The organism is Microbacterium capsulatum, assembly GCF_030865425.1.
GTDB lineage: Bacteria > Actinomycetota > Actinomycetes > Actinomycetales > Microbacteriaceae > Microbacterium > Microbacterium capsulatum.
The window spans coordinates 245,989-269,679 of sequence record NZ_JAVFCB010000005.1; the positions used below are offsets into that span (position 1 = coordinate 245,989).

General features: G+C 71.3%; 23 protein-coding genes and 2 tRNA genes. 20 read left to right on the plus strand and 5 right to left on the minus strand.

The annotated features are described in order from the left end of the window. The first annotated feature begins 8 nt into the window (after positions 1-8). Together RBR11_RS10710 and RBR11_RS10715 are read left to right on the plus strand one after the other, a co-directional pair. Positions 9-227, plus strand: coding sequence for a Sp36 family protein (locus RBR11_RS10710; protein WP_308489317.1), 219 nt, complete (start codon positions 9-11; stop codon positions 225-227). Between the two features lie 2 nt (positions 228-229). Continuing rightward, complete coding sequence (locus RBR11_RS10715) at positions 230-688, plus strand: RidA family protein (RefSeq protein WP_308489318.1); 459 nt, start codon at positions 230-232, stop codon at positions 686-688. Between the two features lie 162 nt (positions 689-850). Here the strand turns inward: RBR11_RS10715 and acs are convergent, their stop codons facing one another. Continuing rightward, a complete protein-coding gene (gene acs, locus RBR11_RS10720; protein WP_308489319.1) occupies positions 851-2,815 on the minus strand; it encodes an acetate--CoA ligase in 1,965 nt (654 codons plus the stop codon). A gap of 348 nt (positions 2,816-3,163) precedes the next feature. On the opposite strand from acs, the gene RBR11_RS10725 reads away from it, so the two are divergent. The 12 genes from RBR11_RS10725 (at position 3,164) to RBR11_RS10780 (ending at position 13,943) form a co-directional block, all read left to right on the plus strand. Then, on the plus strand, positions 3,164-4,153 hold the full coding sequence (locus RBR11_RS10725) for a TadA family conjugal transfer-associated ATPase (RefSeq protein ID WP_308489320.1): 990 nt from the start codon (positions 3,164-3,166) through the stop codon (positions 4,151-4,153). 5 nt (positions 4,154-4,158) lie between these two features. Continuing rightward, on the plus strand, positions 4,159-5,160 hold the full coding sequence (locus RBR11_RS10730) for a type II secretion system F family protein (RefSeq protein WP_308489321.1): 1,002 nt from the start codon (positions 4,159-4,161) through the stop codon (positions 5,158-5,160). A gap of 57 nt (positions 5,161-5,217) precedes the next feature. Next, complete coding sequence (locus RBR11_RS10735; protein WP_308489322.1) at positions 5,218-5,427, plus strand: DUF4244 domain-containing protein; 210 nt, start codon at positions 5,218-5,220, stop codon at positions 5,425-5,427. Next, positions 5,424-5,825: a TadE family type IV pilus minor pilin gene (locus RBR11_RS10740; protein WP_308489323.1), complete on the plus strand. Its 402-nt coding sequence runs from the start codon at positions 5,424-5,426 to the stop codon at positions 5,823-5,825. The genes RBR11_RS10735 and RBR11_RS10740 overlap by 4 nt, the downstream gene beginning before the upstream one ends. Before the next feature lie 46 nt (positions 5,826-5,871). Continuing rightward, complete coding sequence (locus tag RBR11_RS10745; protein WP_308489324.1) at positions 5,872-6,213, plus strand: helicase; 342 nt, start codon at positions 5,872-5,874, stop codon at positions 6,211-6,213. 62 nt (positions 6,214-6,275) lie between these two features. After that, entirely contained in the window at positions 6,276-9,113 is a 2,838-nt protein-coding gene (gene topA / locus RBR11_RS10750; protein WP_308489325.1) for a type I DNA topoisomerase, read from the plus strand. Beyond that, complete coding sequence (gene tmk, locus RBR11_RS10755) at positions 9,110-9,739, plus strand: dTMP kinase (RefSeq protein WP_308489326.1); 630 nt, start codon at positions 9,110-9,112, stop codon at positions 9,737-9,739. Before topA ends, tmk begins: the two co-directional genes overlap by 4 nt. Before the next feature lie 103 nt (positions 9,740-9,842). After that, complete coding sequence (locus RBR11_RS10760; protein WP_308489327.1) at positions 9,843-11,000, plus strand: DNA polymerase III subunit delta'; 1,158 nt, start codon at positions 9,843-9,845, stop codon at positions 10,998-11,000. After that, positions 10,997-12,553, plus strand: a complete 1,557-nt coding sequence (locus RBR11_RS10765) for an alpha/beta hydrolase (RefSeq protein WP_308489328.1) — start codon at positions 10,997-10,999, stop codon at positions 12,551-12,553. Before RBR11_RS10760 ends, RBR11_RS10765 begins: the two co-directional genes overlap by 4 nt. 122 nt (positions 12,554-12,675) lie before the next feature. Further along, positions 12,676-12,751, plus strand: a tRNA-Thr gene (locus RBR11_RS10770). Between the two features lie 53 nt (positions 12,752-12,804). After that, positions 12,805-13,404: an isochorismatase family protein gene (locus RBR11_RS10775; protein WP_308489329.1), complete on the plus strand. Its 600-nt coding sequence runs from the start codon at positions 12,805-12,807 to the stop codon at positions 13,402-13,404. Next, positions 13,401-13,943, plus strand: coding sequence for a DUF1697 domain-containing protein (locus RBR11_RS10780; protein ID WP_308489330.1), 543 nt, complete (start codon positions 13,401-13,403; stop codon positions 13,941-13,943). The genes RBR11_RS10775 and RBR11_RS10780 overlap by 4 nt, the downstream gene beginning before the upstream one ends. A 52-nt stretch (positions 13,944-13,995) precedes the next feature. Here RBR11_RS10780 and RBR11_RS10785 read toward each other — a convergent pair whose 3' ends face one another. After that, positions 13,996-15,396: an APC family permease gene (locus RBR11_RS10785; protein ID WP_308489331.1), complete on the minus strand. Its 1,401-nt coding sequence runs from the start codon at positions 15,394-15,396 to the stop codon at positions 13,996-13,998. A gap of 42 nt (positions 15,397-15,438) precedes the next feature. Next, positions 15,439-17,070, minus strand: coding sequence for an amidohydrolase (locus RBR11_RS10790; RefSeq protein WP_308489332.1), 1,632 nt, complete (start codon positions 17,068-17,070; stop codon positions 15,439-15,441). Positions 17,071-17,193: 123 nt separating this feature from the next. On the opposite strand from RBR11_RS10790, the gene RBR11_RS10795 reads away from it, so the two are divergent. Then, on the plus strand, positions 17,194-17,802 hold the full coding sequence (locus RBR11_RS10795; RefSeq protein WP_308489333.1) for a TetR/AcrR family transcriptional regulator: 609 nt from the start codon (positions 17,194-17,196) through the stop codon (positions 17,800-17,802). A gap of 10 nt (positions 17,803-17,812) precedes the next feature. Continuing rightward, positions 17,813-18,214 carry an arsenate reductase ArsC gene (locus RBR11_RS10800; RefSeq protein WP_308489334.1) on the plus strand — a complete coding sequence of 134 codons (402 nt, stop codon included), beginning with the start codon at positions 17,813-17,815 and terminating at the stop codon, positions 18,212-18,214. Between the two features lie 48 nt (positions 18,215-18,262). On the opposite strand, the gene RBR11_RS10805 is transcribed toward RBR11_RS10800, so the two are convergent. Beyond that, on the minus strand, positions 18,263-18,631 hold the full coding sequence (locus RBR11_RS10805) for an A1S_2505 family phage non-structural protein (protein WP_308489335.1): 369 nt from the start codon (positions 18,629-18,631) through the stop codon (positions 18,263-18,265). A gap of 46 nt (positions 18,632-18,677) precedes the next feature. Continuing rightward, positions 18,678-18,750: transfer RNA gene (locus RBR11_RS10810), tRNA-Lys, on the minus strand. 64 nt (positions 18,751-18,814) lie between these two features. Between RBR11_RS10810 and RBR11_RS10815 the strand changes: the two genes are divergently transcribed. The 4 genes from RBR11_RS10815 (at position 18,815) to RBR11_RS10830 (ending at position 23,599) form a co-directional block, all read left to right on the plus strand. Beyond that, entirely contained in the window at positions 18,815-19,444 is a 630-nt protein-coding gene (locus tag RBR11_RS10815; protein WP_308489336.1) for a DNA-directed RNA polymerase subunit beta, read from the plus strand. A gap of 182 nt (positions 19,445-19,626) precedes the next feature. Continuing rightward, positions 19,627-21,129 carry a MocR-like pyridoxine biosynthesis transcription factor PdxR gene (gene pdxR, locus RBR11_RS10820; RefSeq protein ID WP_308489337.1) on the plus strand — a complete coding sequence of 501 codons (1,503 nt, stop codon included), beginning with the start codon at positions 19,627-19,629 and terminating at the stop codon, positions 21,127-21,129. Between the two features lie 83 nt (positions 21,130-21,212). Continuing rightward, positions 21,213-22,295, plus strand: coding sequence for a sugar phosphate isomerase/epimerase family protein (locus RBR11_RS10825; protein WP_308489338.1), 1,083 nt, complete (start codon positions 21,213-21,215; stop codon positions 22,293-22,295). Then, the gene (locus tag RBR11_RS10830) at positions 22,292-23,599 is read left to right on the plus strand and encodes an MFS transporter (RefSeq protein WP_308489339.1); all 1,308 of its coding nucleotides are present in this window, start codon (positions 22,292-22,294) and stop codon (positions 23,597-23,599) included. The genes RBR11_RS10825 and RBR11_RS10830 overlap by 4 nt, the downstream gene beginning before the upstream one ends. Positions 23,600-23,691: the final 92 nt, after the last annotated feature.

The window sequence follows — 23,691 nt, forward strand, 5'->3', positions numbered from 1 at the left end:
GGAGAGCCATGACCACGTGGGAATACCTCACCACGCCGCTGCTGATCCACAACACCGCCGCGATCCTGAACAACTGGGGCAAGCAGGGCTGGGAGCTCGTGCAGGTCGTGACCGGTCCCGAAGGCGGGCTGGTGGCGTACCTGAAGCGTCCGGTCGGCGGGGACGCCGCCGCGAACACCGGTCTCGGCGCCGCGGCGGAGGCCGCGCGCCAGTTCGAAGGAGAATGAGAATGACCGTCAGCGCCCGACTCGCCGAACTCGGCATCGAGCTCCCGTCCGTCGCCGCCCCCGTGGCCGCCTACGTCGCCGCGCGCGTGCACGGCGACCTGGTGCACACGTCCGGTCAGCTGCCGTTCGTCGCCGGATCCCTGCCGGCCACCGGCAAGGTCGGCGCCGAGATCACCGCGGAGGACGCCAAGGCGCTCTCGCGCACGTGCGCGCTGAACGCGATCGCGGCCGCCGCGGATGCGGCCGGCGGCGTGGACCGCCTCGGCGGCGTCCTGCGCGTGGGCGGCTTCGTCGCCTCGGATCCGTCGTTCTCCGGCCAGCCCGGCGTCATCAACGGCGCCAGCGAGGTGCTGGGCGAGATCTTCGGCGACGCCGGCCGGCACGTCCGCGCGGCCGTCGGCGTGGCGGTGCTGCCGCTGGACAGCCCGGTCGAGGTCGAGGTGACCTTCACGCTCGTCTGAGCCCGCGGTCCCCCCGGACCGTGTCCCATTTCTGACGTGGCGCGTCCCACTTTCTGTTGCTGAAACGGCGGTTGCGCAGCAGAAAGTGGGACACGATCCGTGAAGACACACAGAAGAGGCGCCCCGTCCGAACGGATGGGGCGCCTCTTCGCTTCTGGGGGCCTACTTCACCTGGGCGCTGATCACGCTCATCACGGCGGTGTCGGCGAGGGTCGTGGTGTCGCCCACCTCGCGGCCCTCCGCCACGTCGCGCAGCAGACGGCGCATGATCTTGCCGGAGCGCGTCTTCGGCAGCTCGTTCACGATGTAGACGTCGCGCGGGCGGGCGATCGGGCCGATCTGCTCGCCGACCCATCCGCGCAGCTGCTGGGCGAGGCCCTCGGGGGAGTGCGCGGCGAGGTAGCTCTCCTTCACGATCACGAACGCGACGACGGCCTGACCGGTCGTCTCGTCGGAGGCGCCGACGACCGCGGCCTCGGCGGTGGCCTCGTGCGCGACGAGGGCCGACTCGATCTCGGCCGTCGAGAGGCGGTGGCCCGAGACGTTCATCACGTCGTCCACGCGGCCGAGCAGCCACAGGTCGCCGTCGTCGTCGAGGCGCGCGCCGTCGCCCGCGAAGTAGTAGCCCTCCTTCTCGAACTTCTCCCAGTACGTCTCCTTGTACCGCTCCGGGTCGCCCCAGATCCCGCGCAGCATCGCCGGCCAGGGCTTGGTGATCGCCAGCAGACCGCCGCCGCCCGACCCGACCTCGTTGCCGTCGTCGTCCACCACGTCGATCGAGATGCCGGGCAGCGGGGTCTGCGCGGATCCGGGCTTCGTCGCGGTGACGCCCGGCAGCGGCGAGATCATGATCGCGCCGGTCTCGGTCTGCCACCAGGTGTCCACGATCGGAGCCGTGTTGCCGCCGATGACCTCGCGGTACCACATCCACGCCTCGGGATTGATGGGCTCGCCCACCGAGCCGAGCACGCGGATGCTGGACAGGTCGAACTGGTTCGGGATCGCCCGGCCCGACTTCATGAACGAGCGGATCGCGGTCGGCGCGGTGTAGAAGATCGTCACGCCGTACTTCTGGATGATCTCCCACCAGCGACCCGGGTGCGGGGTGTCCGGCGTGCCCTCGAACAGCACCTGGGTGGCACCGTTCGCGAGCGGGCCGTAGGTCACGTAGCTGTGCCCGGTGACCCAGCCGATGTCGGCGGTGCACCAGAACACGTCCGTCTCCGGGTTCAGGTCGAACACGTTGCGGTGCGTGTAGGACGCCTGGGTGAGGTATCCGCCGGAGGTGTGCAGGATCCCCTTCGGCTTCCCGGTGGTGCCGGAGGTGTACAGGATGAACAGCGGGTTCTCGGCGGGGAACGCCTGCGCCTCGTGCTCGGCAGGGGCGGCCGCGACGACGTCGTGGTACCAGACGTCGCGATCCTCGGTCCACTCGACCTCGTTGCCGCCGCGCTGCACGACGATCACGTGCTCGACCGTGAGCTGGGCGCCCTCGCCGCGGTCCGCGAGGGCCTGGTCGACGGCCGGCTTGAGCGGCGAGACCTTGCCCTTGCGGTAGCCGCCGTCGGCCGTGATGACGACCTTCGCGCCGGCGTCGTCGATGCGCGAGCGAAGGCTGTCGGCGCTGAAACCGCCGAAGACGACGGAGTGGATCGCGCCGATCCGCGCGACGGCGAGCATCGACGCGACCGCCTCGGGGATCATCGGCAGGTAGATCGCGACGCGGTCGCCGTGGCCGACGCCCATGCCGGTGAGGACGTTGGCGAGGCGCTTGACCTCCGCGGTGAGCTCGGCGTACGTGATCCGGCGCTCGTCACCGGGTTCGCCCTCCCAGAGCAGGGCGACGCGATCGCCGTTGCCGGCCTCGACGTGCCGATCGAGGCAGTTGTAGGCGACGTTCAGCTCGCCGTCGGCGAACCACTTCGCGAACGGCGGGGTCGTCCAGTCCAGCACCTCGGTGAACGGCGTGTGCCAGTGCAGAGCGCGGGCCTGCGCGGCCCAGAACGCGTCGCGGTCGGTCGCGGCTTCGGCGTAGAGCCCGGGCTGCGCGACGGCGGCCGCCGCGAACTCCGGAGAGGGCGGGAAGACGCGGGTCTCGTCGAAGACGTGATCGATCTGGCTGCTCATGATGAGGAGGCGCTCCTTTGCGGTGATGCTTCGCGACGTGGCGAATATAGCCGTGCCCATCGTCCCTCAATACCGTCGGAAGTCGGTAGTGGATCGTGTTTTGTGCGGGGACCTTTCCTGCGTACACTGGCCGACGGCCGATCATTCGAATCCGGCTTTTCCTGCGGCAGCGACGCCCCCCTCGTCGCCCGCATCCGGGCGGCATCCCATTCCCCCCGTGGGATGCCGCCCTCCTCCTTCTCCGGCATCGCCCCTCGCTCGTTCTGCACAGGCGGGATCGCCGACGGGTTCCGCACCGGTTGCATCCCGGCCGCTCCGCGGCGTGAGCCGGGTCCCTAGCGTCGGGGCATGCCTTCGCCGTTCGTCATCGTCCCTCGCGGATCCACGGGTGCCTCCGAGCCGCTGGACCTGGACCCGGCCTTCGGCGAGCTCGCCGTGCACGCCGCCGACCCCCGGGTCACCGACCTGTTCCTGAACGGCGCGGACGGCCTGTTCCTCGATCGCGGATCCGGTGCGGAGCCCGTGCCCGGCTGGTCCGCGTCGGAGCGGGAGGTGCGCGACCTCGCCGTGCGGCTCATCGCGCTCGGCGGCCGTCATCTGGACGACCAGGCGCCGTGCGTGGATGTGCGGCTCGCGTCCGGCGTGCGCGTGCACGCAGTCCTCGCGCCGGTCGCGACCTCGGGCACGGCCGTGTCGGTGCGGATCCCGCGGGTGCGGGCGGCGGATCTCGACGATCTGTGCCGGCTCGGCGCGATCGACGGCGCGCAGCGGGCATGGCTCGAGGAGACCGTGCGGGCACGGCGGAACGTGCTCATCACCGGCGGCACGGGCACCGGCAAGACCACGATGCTCGCAGCGCTGCTCGCGCACGTCCCGCACGACGAGCGGATCGTGACGATCGAGGACGTCGCCGAGCTGCGCCCGCGGCACCCGCATCACGTCTCCCTCGAGGCGCGGCAGCCGAACCTCGAGGGCGTCGGCGCGATCGGCGTCGCCCGGCTCGTCCGGGAGTCCCTGCGCATGCGGCCGGATCGTCTCATCGTGGGAGAGTGCCGCGGTGAGGAGATCCGCGACCTTCTCACCGCCCTGAACACGGGTCATGACGGCGGCGCCGGGACCCTGCACGCCAGCGGCCTGAGCGACGTGCCCGCCCGGCTCGAGGCGCTCGGAGCGCTGGCCGGGATGGATCCGCCCGCGCTCGCCCGTCAGGCCGTGAGCGCGTTCGCCTCCGTGCTGCATCTCGTCCGGGAGCGCTCCGGGGTGCGGCGCCTGGTGCAGGCCGGGGAGCTCTGGCTCGACGGCGAGCATCTCGGGATCGCGGAGGTGCGGCCGTGGTGAGGCGGGTGCGGGAATCGATCGCCCGGCCTGTCGGCGGGCGGGCGGTGCGGGTGGGCGGCCGGCCGGTGCGGCGGTTCCGGATCCGGTGCGACGAGGCGCCCGGCGGCGAGGGCGCCGTCGCGGAGACGGTGCGCACCCTGGCGGTCCTGCTGCAGGCGGGGGCGTCGCCGCTCGCGGCCTGGCGTCATCTCGCGGAGAGCGGATCGGCGGAGGCGGTCGCCGTGCTGGCGGAGGTCGAGCGCGGACGCGCACTGGTCGCCGGGATCCGCTCCTGCGGCGGGGTGTGGCCGACCGTGGCGTCCGCGTGGAGCATCGCCGCGACCGTGGGCGCGCCGCTCGGCGACGTGCTGCGTGCGATCGCCGCGGCACTCGAGGGCGCCGGCGAGATCCGGGACGAGGTCGATGTCGCGCTGGCCGAACCTGCAGGCACCGCGCGGCTCATGCTGTGGCTGCCCGTCGTCGGTCTATTGCTCGGCACCGCTCTCGGCTTCGACACCGTCACGGTGCTCGCGACACAGCCGGCCGGGTGGGCGTGCCTGGCGGCCGGGATCGCCCTGCTGCTGGCCGCGCGAGCCTGGACGAGAGCACTGGTACGGCGTGCGCGCCCTCCCGCGGGGATCCCGGGCATCCGCGCCGAGCTGCTCGTCGTCGCACTCGCCGGCGGCACCGCGATCCCCCGGGCGCTCGCGCTCGTGGCGGAGGAGACGGGGGAGCCCGGCCGGGATCCGGCTCCGATCCGGGACCGACCGGACGACGGAGAGGGTCCGGCGATCGAGAGGGTGCTGCGGCTGTCCGCCGCGGCCGGCGTGCCCGCGGTCGAGCTGCTCCGCGCCGAGGCCGCCCGTGCTCGCCGGGACGCCCGGACCCGCGGTCGGAAGGGTGCCGCACGTCTCTCCTCGAGCCTGCTGCTGCCGCTCGGGGCGTGCACGCTGCCGGCCTTCCTGCTGCTCGGCGTCGCGCCGCTCATCCTCAGCGTGCTCACCACGACGCCGATCCCGCTGACCTGATCGTGCGGATCCCACCGGATGCCGCCCCCCGAAGAAAGAAAGAGAGAGAAGGACACCATGGATCAGACCGAGAACCTCCTGCCCGCCCTGACGAGTCGTCGCGCCGCACGGCTGTTCGGCGACGACACCGGCGCCGCGACCGCCGAGTACGCGATCGCGACGATGGCGGCGGTGGCGTTCGCCGGGCTCCTCGTCGTCATCATGCGCAGCGACGAGGTGCGCGGGATCCTCACGGACCTCGTGCGCCGGGCGCTGACCGTCGGATGAACGGCCGGCCGCCGACCCGCGGGGGTCCGGCGCCCGGCGGTGCCCGGGCGCGACACCACCCGACCGCGAGCCGGGAACGCGGATCCGCGGCCGCCGAGCTCGCGGTCGCGCTCCCGGTCGTCGTGCTCACCCTGCTGCTCGGCGTCGGGGTGCTCGGCGCGGGGCTGCGCATGGTGACGCTGCAGGACGCCGTCGCCGATGCCGCCCGGATCCTCGGCCGCGGCGACGCGACCGGCGATGCGGGTGCGGCCGTGGCCCGCGCCGATCCCGGCGCAGGGTTCGCGGTCAGCCGATCCGACGACCTCGTGTGCGTCACCGCGTCGGCCGAGGCGCGGATCCTCGGCGGGGTCGCGGTGCCGATCCGGGCGACCGGCTGCGCGTTGGAGGGCGGCCGGTGATGACCGGCGGCGGAGCGCGCGGGCCGCGGATGAGGGGAGAGGGCTGATGGCCGGATCGGCCGTCGCGCTGGGCGGGATCGCGGTGACCGCGGCGCTCGCGCTCGGCGCGGCCCTGGTCGGCGGCGCCGGGGCGGCCTCGCAGCGGGTGGCGGCCGCGGCCGATGCCGCCGCGCTCGCCGCCGCGGACACGGCCTCGGGTGCGGTCCCGGTCGGCGGGGACCCCTGCGAGGTCGCGGCGCGGGTCGCGGCCGCCCACGGCGCGACCCTGGACGACTGCCGCATCGACGACCTCGTGGTCGGGGTGCGCGTCTCGGCGGCGTACGCTGGTCTCCCGACCGTCGCCGCTTCCCGAGCAGGACCGCCCGAAACTCCTGCGGGCGACGGATGACCGTGCTGAGTCATCGACCTCGACACGGTGTGTATGGTGTGCTTCGAAGAAAGGACGCACCCGTGGCGCAAGGCAAAAAGCTTGTGATCGTCGAGTCCCCGACGAAGATGAGGTCCATCCAGGGCTATCTCGGCGACGGCTTCGAGGTGCTCAGCTCGGTGGGTCACATCCGCGACCTCGCCGACAAGAAGGACATCCCCGCGGCGGACAAGCAGGCGTACGGCAAGTACTCGATCGACGTCGATCACGACTTCGATCCCTACTACGTGGTCAGCGATCGCAAGACGAAGACCGTCGCGGAGCTCAAGCGCGCGCTGAAGACCGCCGACGAGCTCCTGCTCGCCACGGATGAGGACCGCGAGGGTGAGGCCATCGCGTGGCACCTGCTGGAGACGCTGAAGCCGAAGGTCCCGGTCAAGCGCATGGTCTTCCACGAGATCACCAAGGACGCCATCCAGGCCGCCGTCGGCAACACCCGTGAGCTCGACCTCGCGCTCGTCGACGCCCAGGAGACCCGACGGATCCTGGACCGGCTGTACGGCTGGGACGTCTCGCCCGTGCTCTGGTACAAGGTGAAGTCCGGCCTGTCCGCCGGCCGCGTGCAGTCCGCCGCGACCCGCATGATCGTCGACCGGGAGCGCGAGCGCATGGCGTTCGTCTCGGCCGAGTACTGGGACGTGGACGCCACCGCGACCGCCCCTTCAGCCGGCTCGGGGACCACCGGGTTCAAGGTCCGCCTCGTCCGCCTGGACGGCGGCGCGATCGCCCGCGGCACCGACTTCGACGACAGCGGCGCGCTGAAGAAGGCCGTCGTCGTCCTCGACGAGAAGGCCGCCGCCGCGCTCGCGGCAGCCGTCGACGCGGCGGGATCCGCCGAGGTCACCAGGGTCGAGGCGAAGCCCGGCACGCGCAGCCCCTACGCGCCGTTCACCACCTCGACGCTGCAGCAGGAGGCCGGACGCAAGCTCTCGATGAGCGCGAAGCAGGCGATGAGCGTCGCCCAGCGCCTCTACGAGAAGGGCTACATCACCTATATGCGCACCGACTCGGTCGCCCTCAGCACCCAGGCGGTGCAGGCGGCCCGGTCGCAGGCGGTGGCGCTGTACGGCGACGCCGCGGTTCCGCTGAAGCCCCGCGTGTACAAGGGCAAGAGCAAGAACGCGCAGGAGGCGCACGAGGCGATCCGCCCGTCGGGCGAGCAGTTCCGCACGCCCGCGTCCGTCGCGGGACACCTCGATCGCGAGGAGCTGCGCCTCTACGACCTCATCTGGAAGCGCACCGTCGCCAGCCAGATGTCCGACGCCAAGTACGAGACGACGACGGTCACGCTCGCCGTCGATGCGGACGGCCGCACGGCGGAGTTCACCGCCTCCGGCACCGTCTACACCTTCAAGGGCTTCCTCGAGGCCTACGAGGAGGGACGGGACGAGAAGCGCAGCGACGCGGACGCCGCCGAGAACCAGTCGCTCCCGGCGGTCGCGGTCGGCGACGTGCTCGGGGTCTCCGAGGCCGACGCCAAGCCCCACCGCACGACCCCGAAGCCGCGCTACACCGAGGCCTCGCTCGTGAAGGCGCTCGAGGAGCACGGGATCGGCCGCCCCTCGACGTTCGCCAGCATCATCGGCACCGTGATCGACCGCGGCTACGCGACCAAGCGCGGCCAGGCCCTCGTGCCGACCTGGATGGCGTTCAGCGTCGTGCGGCTCCTGGAGCAGCACTTCGCCGACCTCATCGACTACGACTTCACCGCCGCGCTCGAGGACGACCTCGATGCGATCGCGCGCGGGGAGCAGAAGCGGGTCGAGTGGCTGCACTCCTTCTATTACGGCTCGGACAGCCAGGTGGGTCTGCGGCAGGTCGTCGACAACCTCGGCGAGATCGACGCGCGGGCCCTGAACGCGACGCGGATCACCGACGACGCCACGCTCCGCTTCGGGAAGTACGGCCCGTACCTCGAGGTCGTGGATCCGGCGCACCCCGACGAGAAGCCGCGGATCGTCAACGTCCCGGAGGATCTCGCACCCGACGAGCTCACCGCCGCGAAGGCGCAGGAACTCATCGACGCGCCCGTCGCCGGAGACCGGGTGCTCGGCGAGAACCCGGACAACGGCAAGGTCGTCGTCGTCAAGGACGGCCGGTTCGGCCCGTACGTGCAGGAGAACGACCCGGTCGCGGACGACGCAGAGGTCGACGAGACCACGGGCGAGGTCGTCGAGGCGCCGAAGCCGAAGCGCGGGGCGAAGAAGGAGGCCGCGCCCAAGCCGCGCACCGCCTCGCTCTTCCGCTCGATGTCCGTGGACACGATCGACCTCGGCACGGCGCTGCAGCTGCTCAGCCTGCCGCGCGTGGTCGGCGCCGATCCCGAGTCCGGCGAGGAGATCACCGCGCAGAACGGCCGCTTCGGCCCGTACCTGAAGAAGGGCGCCGACTCCCGGTCGCTCGAGAACGAGCAGCAGATCTTCGACATCACGCTGGAGCAGGCGCAGGCGATCTACGCGCAGCCGAAGTACGGCGCCCGCCGGGCCTCCAGCGCGCTCGCCGAGTTCGAGGCCGACCCGGTCAGCGGCAAGCCGATCCGGATCCGCGACGGCCGCTTCGGCGCGTACGTGACCGACGGCGAGACCAACGTGACGATCCCGCGCGGCCAGCAGGTGCAGGACATCACGTTCGAGATCGCGGTGCAGATGCTCGCGGACAAGCGCGCGAAGGGTCCCGCCCCCAAGCGCGGTTCCCGCGCGAGCGCCGCGAAGAAGGCTCCGGCCAAGACCGCGGCCGCGAAGAAGGCCCCGGCCAAGAAGGCGCCGACCGACGCGGAGAAGGCCGCCGCCCGCTCCGCCGCCGCGAAGAAGGCCGCGGCGACGCGGGCCGCCAACGCTGCGAAGAAGGCCGCAAGCGCGTGAGCGCGGACCGCGGTCTCTGGATCACGCTCGAGGGCGGCGACGGTACCGGCAAGACCACTCAGGCCGTCCTGCTCGCGGAATGGCTCCGCGATGGGGGGCGCGAGGTCCTGCGCACGCGGGAGCCGGGCGGATCCGAGGTCGGCGTGCTCATCCGCGACATCGTGCTGCACCACCGCGGCGACGTGGCCCCGCGGGCCGAGGCGCTGCTGTACGCGGCGGATCGGGCGCACCACGTCGCGACCGTCGTGCGACCGGCGCTCGAACGCGGCGACGTCGTGATCCAGGACCGGTACCTGGACTCCTCGGTCGCCTACCAGGGCGCAGGGCGGATCCTCGACCCGGTCGAGGTGCGGGAGCTGTCGCTGTGGGCGGCCGAGGGAGCCCTGCCCGACCTCACCGTGCTGCTCGACCTGGATCCGGCGGAGGCCCGTTGTCGCCTGGACTCGGCCGACAAGCCGTTCGACCGGCTCGAGGCCGAGCGGGAGGAGTTCCATGCCCGCGTGCGCGACGCCTTCCTCGGGCTGGCCGCCGCCGAGCCGGAGCGCTTCCTCGTGGTCGACGCCGCGCAGGACCCGGAATCCATCGCCTCCGCCGTGCGGGAGCGGGTCGCGGCGCTGCTGGGCTGAGCCGCGACGCCGGTCGGCTGAGCGGCGACGTCCGTCGGCTGAGCGGCGACATCGCCGCTCGCGAGCAGGCGGTGATGTCCGACCCACCGTTTAGGCTGGAGCCATGTCCGCCACCGTCCTCGCCCCGTTCCCGTGGACGGACGTGTGGGGGCAGGACGACGCGGTCCACACGCTGCGCCTGGCTGCCGAGGATCCGGCCGCGCTCTCGCACGCCTGGCTCATCACCGGTCCGCCCGGGTCCGGTCGCTCGACGCTCGCGACCGCTTTCGCCGCGGCCCTGATCGCCGACAGCCCGGACGACGAGGCCACGATGCGCCAGGTGCTCGCCGGCACCCACCCCGACATCACCGTGCTGCGCACGGAGAAGGTGATCATCACGATCGCCGAGGCGCGCGCCCTCGTCGAGCGGTCGTACTTCGGTCCGTCCAACGGGCGGTACCGGGTGGTCGTCGTGGAGGACGCCGACCGCATGACCGAGCGCACCTCGAATGTGCTGCTGAAGGCGCTCGAGGAGCCACCGGAGCAGACCGTGTGGGTCCTCTGCGCGCCGAGCGAGGCCGACCTCCTTCCCACGATCCGCTCCCGGGTGCGGTCGCTGCGGCTGCGCGAGCCCGACGTCGAGTCCGTCGCCGAGCTCATCGTGCGGCGCACCGGCGCGGACCCCGCGATCGCCGAGCAGGCGGCCCGGCACGCGCAGCGCCACATCGGCATGGCGCAGCGTCTCGCCACCGACGACGCCGCCCGCGCGCGCCGGGAGCAGACCCTGCGCGCGGTGCTCGGCGCCCGCGGGGTGAGCGACGCCGTGGAGGTCGCCGGCCAGATCGTGCAGGCCGCGACGGACGACGCCAAGACGCTCACCACGGAGCGGGACGAGGCCGAGCGGCGCTCGCTGCTGCGCACCGTCGGGATCGCCGAGGGGCAGGCCGTGCCGCCGGCCGTGCGTTCGCAGCTGAACGCCCTCGAGGACGAGCAGAAGCAGCGGGCCAAGCGCAGCCTGCGCGACGGCCTGGACCGCGTGCTCACCGACCTGCAGTCGATGTTCCGCGACGTCGTGATGCTGCAGTTCGGCCGCACCGACGGCCTCATCAACCGCGAACTGTCCGCCGAGCTCGCCGCGGTCGCCGCGGCCTGGCCGCCGGAGCGCACGCTCGTCGTCCTCGACCACCTCGCCCAGACCAGGGAGTCGCTGGAGCGCAACGTCGCTCCGGCGCTCGCCCTCGAGAGCTTGCTCGTGACCGTCACGAGCGGGAGGAAACCGTGAAGAAGCTCACCGCTCCCCGCCTGCGCCGGGTGTCCGCCGTCCTCGCCGGTCTCGCCGTCGCCGCGGTCGCACTCTCCGGCTGCCTCTACTCGATGATCCCCGCGGGCACCTCGGCTTCCTCGTCCCCGAACGCCCCCGACACCGCGGGGGTGTCCGCCGCGCTCAAGCCGTTCTACGGCCAGACGCTGAGCTGGTCCTCCTGCGGCACCGGGATGGACTGCACGACGGTGAAGGCCCCGCTGGACTGGACCGACCCGGCCAAGGGGCGGATCGACCTCGCCGTGATCCGGCATCGCGCCACCGGCACCGCGAAGGGATCGCTGCTGACCAACCCCGGCGGCCCGGGTGCGAGCGGTGTCGACCTGATCAAGTCGAACCTGAGTTTCGCCGTCAGCCCGACGCTGATCAAGAACTACGACGTGATCGGGTTCGACCCGCGCGGCGTCGGTTCCTCGACCGCGGTCAAGTGCTTCGCCGCGCCGCAGATGGACGCCTACCTCTACTCGATCCCGCCCGGCACCCGCGGCAGCGATCAGTGGAACGCCGCGCTGGGCGCCGCGAACAAGCGGTTCGCCGACGCCTGCGCGCAGAACAGCGGCGGGATCCTGCCCTACATCACGACGGTGAACTCCGCGCGCGACATGGACCTGCTGCGCGCCGTCCTCGGCGACAAGAAGCTGAACTACCTCGGCTACTCGTACGGCACGTTCCTCGGCGCCACCTACGCGGGGCTCTACCCCGACCGGGTCGGGCAAGTCGTGCTCGACGGCGCGCTGGACCCGGCGGTGTCGAGCCTCGACGTCAGCACGACGCAGGCGGTCGGCTTCGAGTCGGCGCTGAAGGCGTACATGGCCGATTGCCTGAAGGGGAAGAAGTGCCCCTTCCAGGGCAGCGTGGACGAGGCGATGAGCGACCTCGGGGCGCTGCTCGCGAGCGTCGACCGCACCCCGCAGAAGAACGCCGACGGCCGTCTGCTCGGCGCGGACACCATGATGACGTCGATCGTCGCGGCGCTCTACTCGCAGGACAGCTGGTCGTACCTCAGCGAGGCGCTGACCGGGGTCCTGAAGGGCGACCCGTCGGTCGCGTTCCAGCTCGCCGACTTCTACAACGGGCGCGAGAAGGGCAAGTACACCGACAACTCCACGGAGGCGTTCCGGGCGTACAACTGCATGGACTACCCGCTGGAGAAGGACAAGGCCGTCAAGGACGCCGCGCAGGCGAAGATCAACGTCTTGGCCCCGGTCGTCGCGCCGTACTGGGAGGGCGTCGACCCGTGCGAGCAGTGGCCCTACCCGCCGACCGGTACCCGCGGTCAGATCACGGCGCCCGGATCCGGTCCGATCCTCGTGATCGGGACGACCAACGACCCCGCGACGCCGTACGAGTGGGCGGTGTCGCTCGCCAAGCAGCTCGAAGGCGGCGTGCTGATCACCCGGGTGGGCGAGGGGCACACCGGCTACAACAAGGGCAACAACTGCGTGGACAGCGCCGTGGACGCCTACTTCGTGACGAACACGGTGCCCGACAAGGCCGGAATCCGCTGCCAGTAGCCGCGCGCGGAGGCGATCCGCCCGCCGGCGGGGCGATTGCGGACGTGGTTCGCAGCACCCTCGCGGACAGGGTAAGATCGTTGATCGTGCGGTTCTCCGCATGCGCCTCTTCCGAGAGGTGCGCCGCCCTAGCTCAGTCGGCAGAGCATCTCACTCGTAATGAGAAGGTCAAGGGTTCGATTCCCTTGGGCGGCTCCACCGGAAGCCCCCTCTTCGGAGGGGGCTTCGTCGTTCCGGCGTACGCTCGAAGCATGACTCGGGCACTTCTGATCGTCGACGTCCAGAACGACTTCACCGAGGGCGGCGCCCTCGCCGTCACCGGGGGAGACGCGGTCGCGTCCGGCGTGAGCGCATTCCTCGAGCAGCACGCCGGCGACTACGACGTCGTGGTGGCGTCGCGGGACTGGCACGAAGCCGACAGCGACAACGGCGGGCACTTCGCGGCCGAGCCCGACTACATCGACACCTGGCCCGTGCACTGCGTCGCCGGAACCGACGGCGCGGACTACGACCCGCTGCTCGTGACCGGGGCGATCACGCACCACGTCCGCAAGGGGCAGGGCAAGCCCGCCTATTCGATGTTCGAGGGTGCGACGGAGGGCGGCGAGACCGTCGCCGAGATCCTGTCCGCGCACGGCGTGCTCACGGCCGACGTCGTGGGGATCGCGACGGACCACTGCGTACGGGCCTCCGCGACCGACGCGATGGCACACGGCGTGCATGTGCGGATCCTCACCGACCTCGTCGCGGGCGTCGGCGAGGAGTCCAGCGCGGCGGCCCTCGCCGAGCTTGCGCACGCCGGGGCGGAGCTCGTCGAGAGCGGCTCCGTCGAGAGCGGCTCCGTCGAGTGAGCGGCGGGCGCTGCGCCCTGCTGCTGCGGGCCGTGAACGTGGGCGGCACGGGCAGGGTTCCGATGGCCGAGTTGCGTGCGCTCCTCACCGAGCGGATGGACCTCGGCACGGTCGCCACCTACATCGCGAGCGGCAACGTGATCTGCGACGCACCGGAGGATCGCGACGCGGCCTGCACCCAGGTGCGGGCGCTGATCCAGGAGGGTTTCGGCGTCGACACCCCGGTGATCCTGCGCACCCATGACGAGCTGGAGCGGGCGCTCGCGGAGAACCCGTTCCCCGATGCCGCAAGCGACAGGATGCTGCACGTGATGTTCCTGGAGGCGGATCCGCAGGACGGCGCCGTCGAGGCGCTGACCGGCCGGCTGCTGCCGGAGGAGCGGATCGCGCTGCGCGGCCGCGACCTGTGGATCGACTACGCCGCTGGCGTGAACGCGACCAGGCTCACCCGGCCCGTGTTCGATCGAGCGCTGGGCGTCGCCGGCACCGCGCGCAACCTGCGCACGGTGCGGAAGCTCGCCGGGATCACCGCCGACTGATACGGGAACGCCGGCCGCGGGAGGACCGCGACCGGCGCTGCGTCGACGACGACTACTCGTGCATCCCGACGTTGATGGGCCCGGTCAGGTCCGGCGGAGCCGCACGGAAGCCGCGCGTCTTGATCACGAGGTAGACGACGCCCGCCGCGGTCCAGGCGCCGCCGATGATCATCGAGATCCCGTCCAGGCTCAGCCACAGCCCGACGTTGATCGCCACGCCGATCGCCGGGATCACCACGAAGCCGATCCAGGCGCCCGGAGTGCGTGCGGCGATGAAGCGGAAGAACAGGAAGATCACCGACAGGTTCACGAACGTGAACGCGATGAACGCGCCGAAGTTGATCATGGATGACGCCTGTTCGAGGTCCACGAACAGCGCCGTCAGGGCGATCGCGGCGACGATGAGGACGTTCGCGACCGGCACCCCGGTGCGCGGATCGACCCGGCTGAACAGCCGCTTCGGCAGGGCGCCGTCCCGGCCCATCGCGTAGAGCAGTCGGGCGGCGCTCATCTGCTGCGTGATCCCGCAGCCCAGCACCGCCATCATGTAGCCGCCCACGAAGATCGCCTGGAACGCGGCGCCGCCGATGTACTTCGCGATCTCGGGGGAGGCGCCGACGATGTTCTCCAGCTTCGTGACGTCCGGGAACAGTGTCTGCATCACGTAGGTGACGGTGAGGAAGAAGGCGCCGGCCGCGGCGACGATGAGGAAGATCGCCCGAGGGATGTCCCTGGTGGGCCGCTCGGCCTCCTCGGCGAGCGTGGAGACCGCGTCGAAGCCCAGGAAGGACAGCGCGAGGATCGCGGCCCCGCCGGCGAGGGCGGCGGACTGCAGGTCATCCGAGAAGAACGGGCGGACCGTGAACGCGGCGTGGTTCGCGCCGTTCGAGATGTTCACGACGGCGAGCACGACGAACAGCACCGCGACGACGAGCTGGATCGAGACCAGGATCACGTTCATGCTCGCCGCGAGCCGCACGCCGACGAGGTTGAGCGCCGTGCAGATCACGACCGTGAGCAGCACCCACACCCAGAACGGCACCTGCGGTGAGACAGCGCCCATGTAGATCCCGGACAGGATCGCGTTGATCATCGGCAGCAGCAGGTAGTCGAGCGTCGCGGCCCAGCCCACGAGGAAGCCGATCGCGGGATGGATCGTCTCCTTCGCGTAGGTGTACGCGGATCCGGCGATCGGGAAGAAGCGGACCATGCGTGAATAGCTGAACGCGGTGAACAGCACCGCGACCAGCACGACGAGGTAGGCGAGCGGCACGTGGCCGCCGGTCTTGTCCGCGACGATGCCGAACATGTCGAAGACCGCGAGCGGCGCCATGTAGGCGAGGCCGATGAAGACCAGGTGGCGCAGCTTCAGGGTGCGCTTGAGCGAGCCCGGCTCGTGAGCGATCCGGTCGTCGTGTGCGGCGATCGTGGAGGGGGAGGGGAGTGCGGACATCGGTTCTTTCACATCATCGTGGGGACGGACGGGGACGGGTGCTCAGGCGGGGATGGCCTCGCCGCGGGCGTCGTGGACCGGGGATCCGCCGACGATCGTGAGGTCGGCGCTCTGGGTGAGGATCTCGGCGGGCTCCATGCCGTAGAGGTCCCCGGACCAGACGACGAGGTCGGCGAAACAGCCGGGGCGGAGCATGCCCAGTGCGTTCTCGTGGTGGAACGCGCCGGCCCCGCCCTTCGTGTACGCCTCGAGCGTGCGGTCGAGATCCAGCCGTTCGCCGAGCGTCCAGGCGTCCCCGCCGTCGAGGCGGGCGCGGGTCATCGCGCTGTACACGCCGACGAGCGGATCCATCTCGCCCACCTGCCAGTCGCTCGAGAACGTGACGCGGGCGCCCGACTCGATCATCGAGCGGAAGCGCCAGGCGCGGTCCCAGCGGCCCTCGCCGACGTTGTCCATCCAGGTGCCGGCGACGAGGTCGGGGGAGGCGTGCCGTGGCTGCATCGCCGCCACCACGCCCAGTTCGCGGAATCGCGGCAGATCCTCCGGGGCGAGGCACTCGACGTGCACGATGCCGTGCCGGGCGTCGCGGGCCCCGTTCGCGCGGCGGGCCGCCTCGATCGAGTCGAGCGTGAGCCGGATGCCCCAGTCGCCGGTCGCATGCGTGTGCACCTGGTAGCCGAGCCGGTCGAGTTCGACGAACAGCTTGGTGAACTCGATCGGCTCGAGGCTCGTGTGGCCGCGGTGGCCGGGACGGTTCGCGTAGTCCTCGAGCATCGCCGCGGTGTGCGGCTCGATCACGTCGTCGGCGTACAGCTTGACCATGCCCAGGCGGAACCGGTCGTGCTGCGGGGTCTCCCGGATCGCCTCGGTGATCCGCGCGCGGAAGTCGCCGTCCGCACCGACCGGGTGATAGATCGATGCGATGGTGCGGGAGGTGAGCTTCCCTTCCCGCTCGGCACGGGCGAACAGCGGCAGCTCGGCAAGCGGGACCTGCGGCTCGACGACGGTCGTGATCCCGAACCGCCGGGCCATGTCGAGGCTGTTCACGATCTTCCGATAGCGGCGGTCGGGGGAGTACATCGGGATGTCGCGCTGCAGCTCGGCAAGACCGTCGACGGTCATCGCGCTCGTGTAGAAGTCGGTGACCCAGCCGGTGGGCTCGCCGGTGCTGCGGTCGATCTCGGGATTGCCCCAGGCGATGTCGCCGCCGTTCAGGATCCCGAGCTTCGCCAGGGCGGGACGGTTCAGCCAGACCGAGTGCTGGTCGTAGGTCGTGATGAAGACGGGGCGGTCGGTGACCCCGGCGAGGTCGTCGGCGTTCGGGCGGCGGTCCTCGACGACGGAGTAGAGCGCGTTCTCGGCGCAGATCCACTCGAGGTCGGGGTGCTCCTCGGCGAACGCGGCGATGCGGGAGCGGACCACGTCGAGGCTCGTCACGCCTTCCAGGCTCACGGCCAGGTCGTCGAAGCCGAGGAGCAGGTGGTTGTGCGTGTCGGCGACGCCGGGGGTCACCAGGCGGCCCTCCAGGTCGATCGTCCGGTGCGCCGAGGGGGCGTCGGCCGCGCTGCCGACGTAGGAGATCCGGTCGCCGGTCACGCCGACCGCCTCGGCCCACGGCCGCTCGGGATCGAAGGTGCGGACGCGGCCGCCCGTGTAGAGGGTGTCGACAGCCATGTCGGGTGCTCCTGCTTCGTCGGGAAAGAGTTCTTTGACTCAAGAGTAAATAAATTGACGAAGATGTCAAGAAACCTGTCTGGGGTGAGTCCGCCACCGGGATCCGCCTGCGATACTGGCAGCATGGCCCGCCCCAGCACCCAGCAGCAGCGCCGCCGCGAGGTCGTGGACGCCGCGCTCGCCGCGGCGGCCGAGCACGGGCTGCGCAACCTCTCGCTGACCGACGTGGCCCATCAGGCCGGGGTGACCCGCGGCGCGCTGCTGTACTACTACGAGGACCTTGACGCGATCCTCGTCGAGGCCCATGCCGCCGGCATGCGCCGGGTCGGCTCCGAACGCGCGGCCCTCGTGGCGCAGGCCGGATCCCCGGCGGCACAGCTCGCGGTGGCGGTCTCCGCCGGCCTGCCGGACGGCCCGGACGACGCCCTCATGCGGCTGCTCTACGAGTTCGACGTGCTCGCCGGCAAGTCGCCGCTGCACGACGAGCTCGTGCAGACGCTGTACCGCGAGCAGCTCGAGCTGTTCCGGGGGATCCTCGCCGCGGGGGTCGACAGCGGCGACTTCGCACTGACCGGTCCGATCGACGACATCGCGATGAACTTCGTCGCGCTCGAGGACGCCTACGGACTGCACATCGTCGCCGGCGGCAGCATCTCGGTCGACGACGCCCGGCGTGCGATCGCGCTGTTCGCACGCCAGGCGGGCGCGCCCTTCCCGGATCCGCTCGGCTAGGGTCGAGAGCGTGACCCGTAAGCCCCTGATCCTGTTCGTGTGCGTGCACAACGCCGGGCGCTCGCAGATGGCCGCCGGGTTCGCTCGCGCCCTCGGCGGCGACCGCGTCGAGGTGCGCTCGGGCGGGTCCGCGCCGGGGGAGGGCATCAACCCCGCGGCCGTCGCCGTGATGGCGGAGAAGGGCATCGACATCTCCGCCGCCGTGCCGCAGCTGCTCCGCACCGACGACGTACGCGAGGCGGACGCCGTGATCACGATGGGCTGCGGCGATGCCTGCCCGATCTTCCCGGGGAAGCGCTACGAGGACTGGGAGCTGCAGGATCCCGCCGGGCAGGGCGCCGAGACGGTGCGCGGCGTACGCGACGACATCGAGGCCCGGGTGCGGGAGCTGCTGGCAGACCTCGGGGTCTGACCGCGGCGGATCGGCTCAGAGCAGACCTCGGGGTGCAGCCGGCTCGGGTCAGAGGTACCGGACGAACGCGTCGGGCATCGTGACGTTGGCCGGGGCCGCGCGGAAGTACGGAGCCACCTGTTCGGGCGTGTAGCCGGCGATGCCGCAGCCGACCGGTGTCAGCAGGAACCGCAGCTCGGGGTGGGCGCGGGCGTAGTCGAGGAAGACGCCGGCTTCGACGGCGAGCGTGTCCAGGCCGCTCATCGTGTCGATCGCATAGGTCTGGCCGTGGTGCCCGTGACCTTCGCCCCAGACGGCTCCGAACCTCTGATGGGCGATCAGGGCGGCCCCGCCGCCGTGCGCCCCGCTCGCGTTCGAGCCGAAGACGAAGACCTCGTCCGGCCGCAGCTCGGTGATGCGCTTCGGTGTGATCTCCATGCCGACTCCGCTCGACGACTCGATCGTGGTCTTCGCGTCTGACCGGTGGGCCCCGTGGGGCTCGAACCCACGACCCGCGGATTAAAAGTCCGATGCTCTGCCAACTGAGCTAGAGGCCCGTGCGACCAGTCTAGGGCTCTGCGCTGTGTGTCATCGTGCGGCTGACGCGCGTACCCTGGGGCGGTGCCCGCACCCTTCCACCGTCCCGTGCGCCGACCGCCGGAGACGTTCGACAATCTGCTCGGATCCCACGATCCCGCCGAGCAGACGAGGATGGCGCACGCCACGGCCTCGGCGCTGCTTGCCCGGGTCAGGGCCGACGACAGCGGCGTGAGCGCGGAGCGGCTGGTCGCCTACGCGCAGGAGCACGGCATCGCCGAGATCGCGGAGCTGTGGGCGAAGAGCCCCGCCGTGTCGCTGCCGGGCGCGCTGTGGCGGTTGTATCTGCTGCAGGCGGCCATTCACACGGACGCCGAGCTGGCCGCGCTGCTGCACGAGCGCGGGCGGATCGAGCTGCCCTCCGTCGATGCGCTCGTCGCCGGTGCCCCGGTCCCGGCCGGTCCTGAGGAACTGGTCGCGCTGATCGACACGATCCTGCACGGCGCCTTCTCGGGCGACTTCGCGGTCGCCCTCGAGCGGGCCGCGGCGTTCTGCCGCGTGCAGGCCTCCGGCGCGACGCATCTCGCCGACGACTATGAGCCCACAGAGCCGGAGCGAGCCAGTTCCCTCACCACCCGGGCGGCGCGGCTCAGCTCCTACGCCCAGGAGCTCTCCGCGTCGGCGTCGGCCTGGCGCGACGGATCCCTGAACTGACGTCGCACCGAGGTTCTGCCGTCCGGACATGAAGAAGCCGGGCCGCAAGAACGCCTCTCGGCGGAAGGCCGCTCGCAGCGGCGAAAAATGGAGCCCGGGGTTATGCGGCCCGGCATCCGAGAGTCTACCGGACGGGAAGCAGGGCGTCGGCCGTACGATGGGCCCATGCGGGCGGAGGTGCGATGAAGGACGCCGGCGGTCGGCTGCTGGCCGGCGTGCAGCTCGACCGCACCGGCGAGCAGCCGCTGTACCGGCAGCTCGCGCTGCAGATGCGCGCGATGATCGGCGACGGCACGCTGCCGCCGGGGGCGCGGCTGCCGTCGACCCGGACGCTGATCTCGGAACTGGGCGTCTCGAGAGCCACCGTCGTCGCGGCGTTCGAACAGCTCACCGCGGAGGGGTTCCTGCGCGCCCGCGCCGGCGACGGCACGTACGTGGACCGGCTCTGGGGGACACCCGTCCCGCGGCGGCGATCTGCGCGGCCGCCGCTGTCGGAGCGAGGGGCGGCGGTCTCCGCCCGGGGCGGCGAGCTGTACGCCGAAGCACCCCTGTCCTGGTCGCCTCGTGAAGCCGAGTCGTTCGTCGCGAGCCAGATCGCCGTGGACGCCTTCCCGGTCTCCGCGTGGCGCAGGCTCGTGGCGCACCGGGCCTCGCGCAGGGAGCTCCTCGGGTACCCAGACGCGCACGGGTTCGACTCGCTGCGCACCGCGGTCGCCGACTACCTCGTCGACGTGCGAGGGATCGACTGCGATGCCGACCAGATCGTCATCACCTCGGGGGCGCAGCAGGCGCTGAACATCATCGCGACCCTTCTGCTCAACCCCGGAGATCGGGTCGCGGTGGAGGATCCGGGGCACATCGCGGGCCGGGTGGCGTTCCAGGCGCAGGGATGCCGTGTCGTCGGCGTCCCGGTCGATGACGAGGGTGCGGTGGCCGATGCCGCGCGGGCCGACCCGGCCCTGCGGCTGGCGTACCTCACGCCCGCCCGTCAGCATCCGCTCGGCATGACCATGACCCCGGGGCGACGGGCGGAATGGATCGGCTGGGCCCAGCGTGCCGACGCCTGGATCGTCGAGGACGACTCCGACGGGGAACTGCGCTACGGCGGTCGCCTGCTGCCGACCCTCTTCGACCTGGACGGGGCGGACCGGGTGATCCACGTCGGCTCGTTCAGCAAGATCCTCGCTCCGTCGCTGCGGCTCGGATACGTCGTGCTGCCGCGTGATCTGGTCGCCCCGTTCGCCGCGGCGTCCTCCGTGCTCGCCCGGCCGCCGGCGACGCTCATGCAGGCGGCCCTGGCGGACTTCCTGCGCGAGGGGCATCTGCACGCCCACCTCCGCCGCACTCGCCGCCTCTACTCGGCACGGCAGCAGGCCCTGCTGGAGCAGCTCGACACGCGGATGGCCGGTCGTCTCCGGGCCTCGCCGGTGGTCGCCGGGCTGCACGTCATCGGCTGGCTCGCCGGCGATGTCGACGATCAGAGCGTCGCCCGGGGGCTGGCCGCGCGCGGCGTGTACACGTACGCGCTCGGGGACTACCGGGTGCAGCGACGGCTGCCGCCCGCCCTGCTCATCGGGTTCGCCGGCACCGCTCAGGAGCACATGGCCGCCGCCGTGGCGCGGATGGCGGCCGCGTTCGACGAGGGCTGCGCCGCGGAATGGACTGGTCCGGTCGCATCGGAATGAGACTGTTGCGCATCCCATTGCGTTCGTAAAAAGGATGACGACGATATCCGTCGACCCCTCCCGAACCCCTCTCAGGAGCGAAGATGCCCCAGATCCAATCACGATTCGAGGCCCTGCTCAGTCCACGACTGAACGACGCCGAACTCGCCGACATCCCCGAACTCACCGCGCAGCGCGCCGCCACCCTGATCGAGCGCATCGACGGCGCTCGCCTGTTCGGCCACGCGTATGCGCTGCTGACCAACCTCACCTACGGCACATACGGACCGCACGACGTGCTCGATTTCGCCTACGACCACGAGCTGGCGGGGGTGTGCATCCACCTGCTCGACGGCGAGGAGCGCAGCCTCGGCGCCATGAGCGACGACGAGTTGCGCCGCTTCGGCGATCGCGCCCGTGCGCTCGGGCTCGACGTGCACCTCGAGATCAGCACCACGGACGACGACGACGTCGCCGAGGTCATCCGGATCGCGGGGCTCGTCGGCGTCCGGCGGATCCGGGTGTACTCGCGGTTCGAAGGTCGCCTCTCATCCGTGCTGTCACGGGTCGAGGCGGACCTCCGCCGCCTCGCCGCCCTCGCGGACGAGCACGACCTGCACTTCACCTTCGAACAGCACGAGGAGCTCAAGGCCGCTGAGATCGCCGCGCTGCTGCGCACCGTCGACCACCCCCGCCTGCACGCGCTGTTCGACTTCGGCAACATGATCAATGCCGCCGAGCGGCCCATGGACGCCTTCGCCGCCCTCGCCCCGCACCTCGACCAGGTGCACATGAAGGGCGTGCACATCATGCCGGAGCAGGTCGGCACCGGCCACCGCGGCGTGCTCATGGGAAGTGCGGAGGACGACCTCCCCGGCGCCCGGATGCTGTTCGAGACGCTCATGCTGGGATCCGAGGAGCCTCAGGTCATCGCGCTCGCGCTCGAGCAGGAGAACCTCTACCGCGCGCCCGCGTTCCGTCACGCGAACGAGGAGGCGGATCCGTTCATCCCGTACCGCGAGATGAGCACGACCGGCATCCCGCAAGGATGGCATCTTCCCGATCTGCTGCAGGCCGAGCGTCGCTGGGCCGTGAACCAGGTCACCCACGTACGAGAGATCCTGACGCGGCTGCGCGAGCTCGCCTCCTGCCGCGTCGAGGCCGAAGCCCTGGCAGGTGCACGATGACGAACTCCACCACTCAGCAGACCCCCGCCGCCGCGACCCCGGCGCCGCGACGCTCCGGCAAGGCCCGGTGGTTCCGGTTCGCCGTGCTCGTCATGGCCGGCGGCACCATCTACAAGCTCGCGAACATCAAGGACGCCTTCTACGTCCCGATGCAGCAGGATCTCGGTCTCAACAACACCGAGATCGGCATGCTGCTCAGCGTCAACTCGATCGTCGCGACCGCGCTCTTCGTGGTCGGCGGCATCCTCGCCGACCGCATCTCGACCCGGTTCCTGATCCCCGCCGGTCTCATCGGCGCGGGTGCGCTCGGCGTGTACATCAGCACGTTCCCCGGCTACGGCCCGCTGCTGATCACGTTCGCCGCGCTGGCGATCTGCTCGGACTGCCTGCTCTGGCCGGCACTGCTCAAGAGCGTGCGCCATCTCGGCGGCAAGGACGAGCAGGGCCGCATGTTCGGTCTGCTCGAGGCCGGGCGCGGTGTCATCGACACCATCGTGGCGTTCGGCGCCCTCGGTGTCTTCGCCCTGCTCGGGTCGGGCTCGGGCGGTTTCCGCGGGGCGATCCTCTTCTACGCGATCATCGACATCGTCGTGGGCATCCTCGTGTTCCTACTGCTGCGCGACGCGCCCAAGGACGCGAGCGCGCCGGTCAAGACCGAGCCCGCGGGGCTGCGCACGATCCTCCAGGCCGCGCGGATGCCGCAACTGTGGTGGGTCAGCGTCACCGTGTTCATGGTCTACATCGTGTACTGCGGCCTGACCTACTTCATCCCGTACCTGACCTACGTCTACGGTCTGCCCGTCGCCTTCGTCGGCGCGTACGGCATCATCAACCAGTACGGGCTGAAGATCCTCGGCGGTCCGACCGGCGGCTTCCTGACGGACAAGGTCTTCAAGAGCGCGAGCCGGTACCTCCGCTGGGCGTTCATCGCGCTCATCCCGGTGGCGGCGGTCATCATCCTGCTGCCGGCCGGTCCCGCCACCCGTGTTCCCGCGATGATCGCGACCCTGATGTTCTCGCTGGTCATCTTCAGCATGCGAGGAGTGTTCTGGGCGCCCATGGCCGAGGTCGGCATCCCCGAAGAGGTCAGCGGCACCGCATTCGGCATCGCCTCGCTGGTCGGCTACGCACCGGGGATGTTCGCCTTCGTGATCTACGGCGCGATCCTCGACGCGAATCCGGGCGCCGCGGGGTATCACATCGTGTTCGTGATCATGGCGTCGCTCGCCCTTGTCGGCGCAGGCGTCGCCACGGTCCTCACCCGGATCGTCCGCCGGCAGAAGGCGAGCGCCGCGGCGAGCTGAGCGGTGCGCACGACGATGGCCGATCCGGGAATCTCCGGATCGGCCATCGCCCGTTCCGGCTCGCGCGGCGCGCAGGGACCTAGGCTCGGTGT

Excerpts from the sequence above, each read along its gene's own strand:
- RBR11_RS10775 (WP_308489329.1), top strand. The coding sequence starts at position 12,805 with ATGACTCGGGCACTTCTGATCGTCGACGTCCAGAACGACTTCACCGAG.
- RBR11_RS10795 (WP_308489333.1), top strand. The coding sequence starts at position 17,194 with ATGGCCCGCCCCAGCACCCAGCAGCAGCGCCGCCGCGAGGTCGTGGAC.
- RBR11_RS10715 (WP_308489318.1), top strand. The coding sequence starts at position 230 with ATGACCGTCAGCGCCCGACTCGCCGAACTCGGCATCGAGCTCCCGTCC.
- RBR11_RS10760 (WP_308489327.1), top strand. The coding sequence starts at position 9,843 with ATGTCCGCCACCGTCCTCGCCCCGTTCCCGTGGACGGACGTGTGGGGG.
- RBR11_RS10710 (WP_308489317.1), top strand. The coding sequence starts at position 9 with ATGACCACGTGGGAATACCTCACCACGCCGCTGCTGATCCACAACACC.
- RBR11_RS10825 (WP_308489338.1), top strand. The coding sequence starts at position 21,213 with ATGCCCCAGATCCAATCACGATTCGAGGCCCTGCTCAGTCCACGACTG.
- pdxR (WP_308489337.1), top strand. The coding sequence starts at position 19,627 with ATGAAGGACGCCGGCGGTCGGCTGCTGGCCGGCGTGCAGCTCGACCGC.
- RBR11_RS10805 (WP_308489335.1), bottom strand. The coding sequence starts at position 18,631 with ATGGAGATCACACCGAAGCGCATCACCGAGCTGCGGCCGGACGAGGTC.
- RBR11_RS10785 (WP_308489331.1), bottom strand. The coding sequence starts at position 15,396 with ATGTCCGCACTCCCCTCCCCCTCCACGATCGCCGCACACGACGACCGG.
- RBR11_RS10735 (WP_308489322.1), top strand. The coding sequence starts at position 5,218 with ATGGATCAGACCGAGAACCTCCTGCCCGCCCTGACGAGTCGTCGCGCC.
- RBR11_RS10790 (WP_308489332.1), bottom strand. The coding sequence starts at position 17,070 with ATGGCTGTCGACACCCTCTACACGGGCGGCCGCGTCCGCACCTTCGAT.
- RBR11_RS10725 (WP_308489320.1), top strand. The coding sequence starts at position 3,164 with ATGCCTTCGCCGTTCGTCATCGTCCCTCGCGGATCCACGGGTGCCTCC.
- RBR11_RS10740 (WP_308489323.1), top strand. The coding sequence starts at position 5,424 with ATGAACGGCCGGCCGCCGACCCGCGGGGGTCCGGCGCCCGGCGGTGCC.
- RBR11_RS10745 (WP_308489324.1), top strand. The coding sequence starts at position 5,872 with ATGGCCGGATCGGCCGTCGCGCTGGGCGGGATCGCGGTGACCGCGGCG.
- RBR11_RS10830 (WP_308489339.1), top strand. The coding sequence starts at position 22,292 with ATGACGAACTCCACCACTCAGCAGACCCCCGCCGCCGCGACCCCGGCG.
- acs (WP_308489319.1), bottom strand. The coding sequence starts at position 2,815 with ATGAGCAGCCAGATCGATCACGTCTTCGACGAGACCCGCGTCTTCCCG.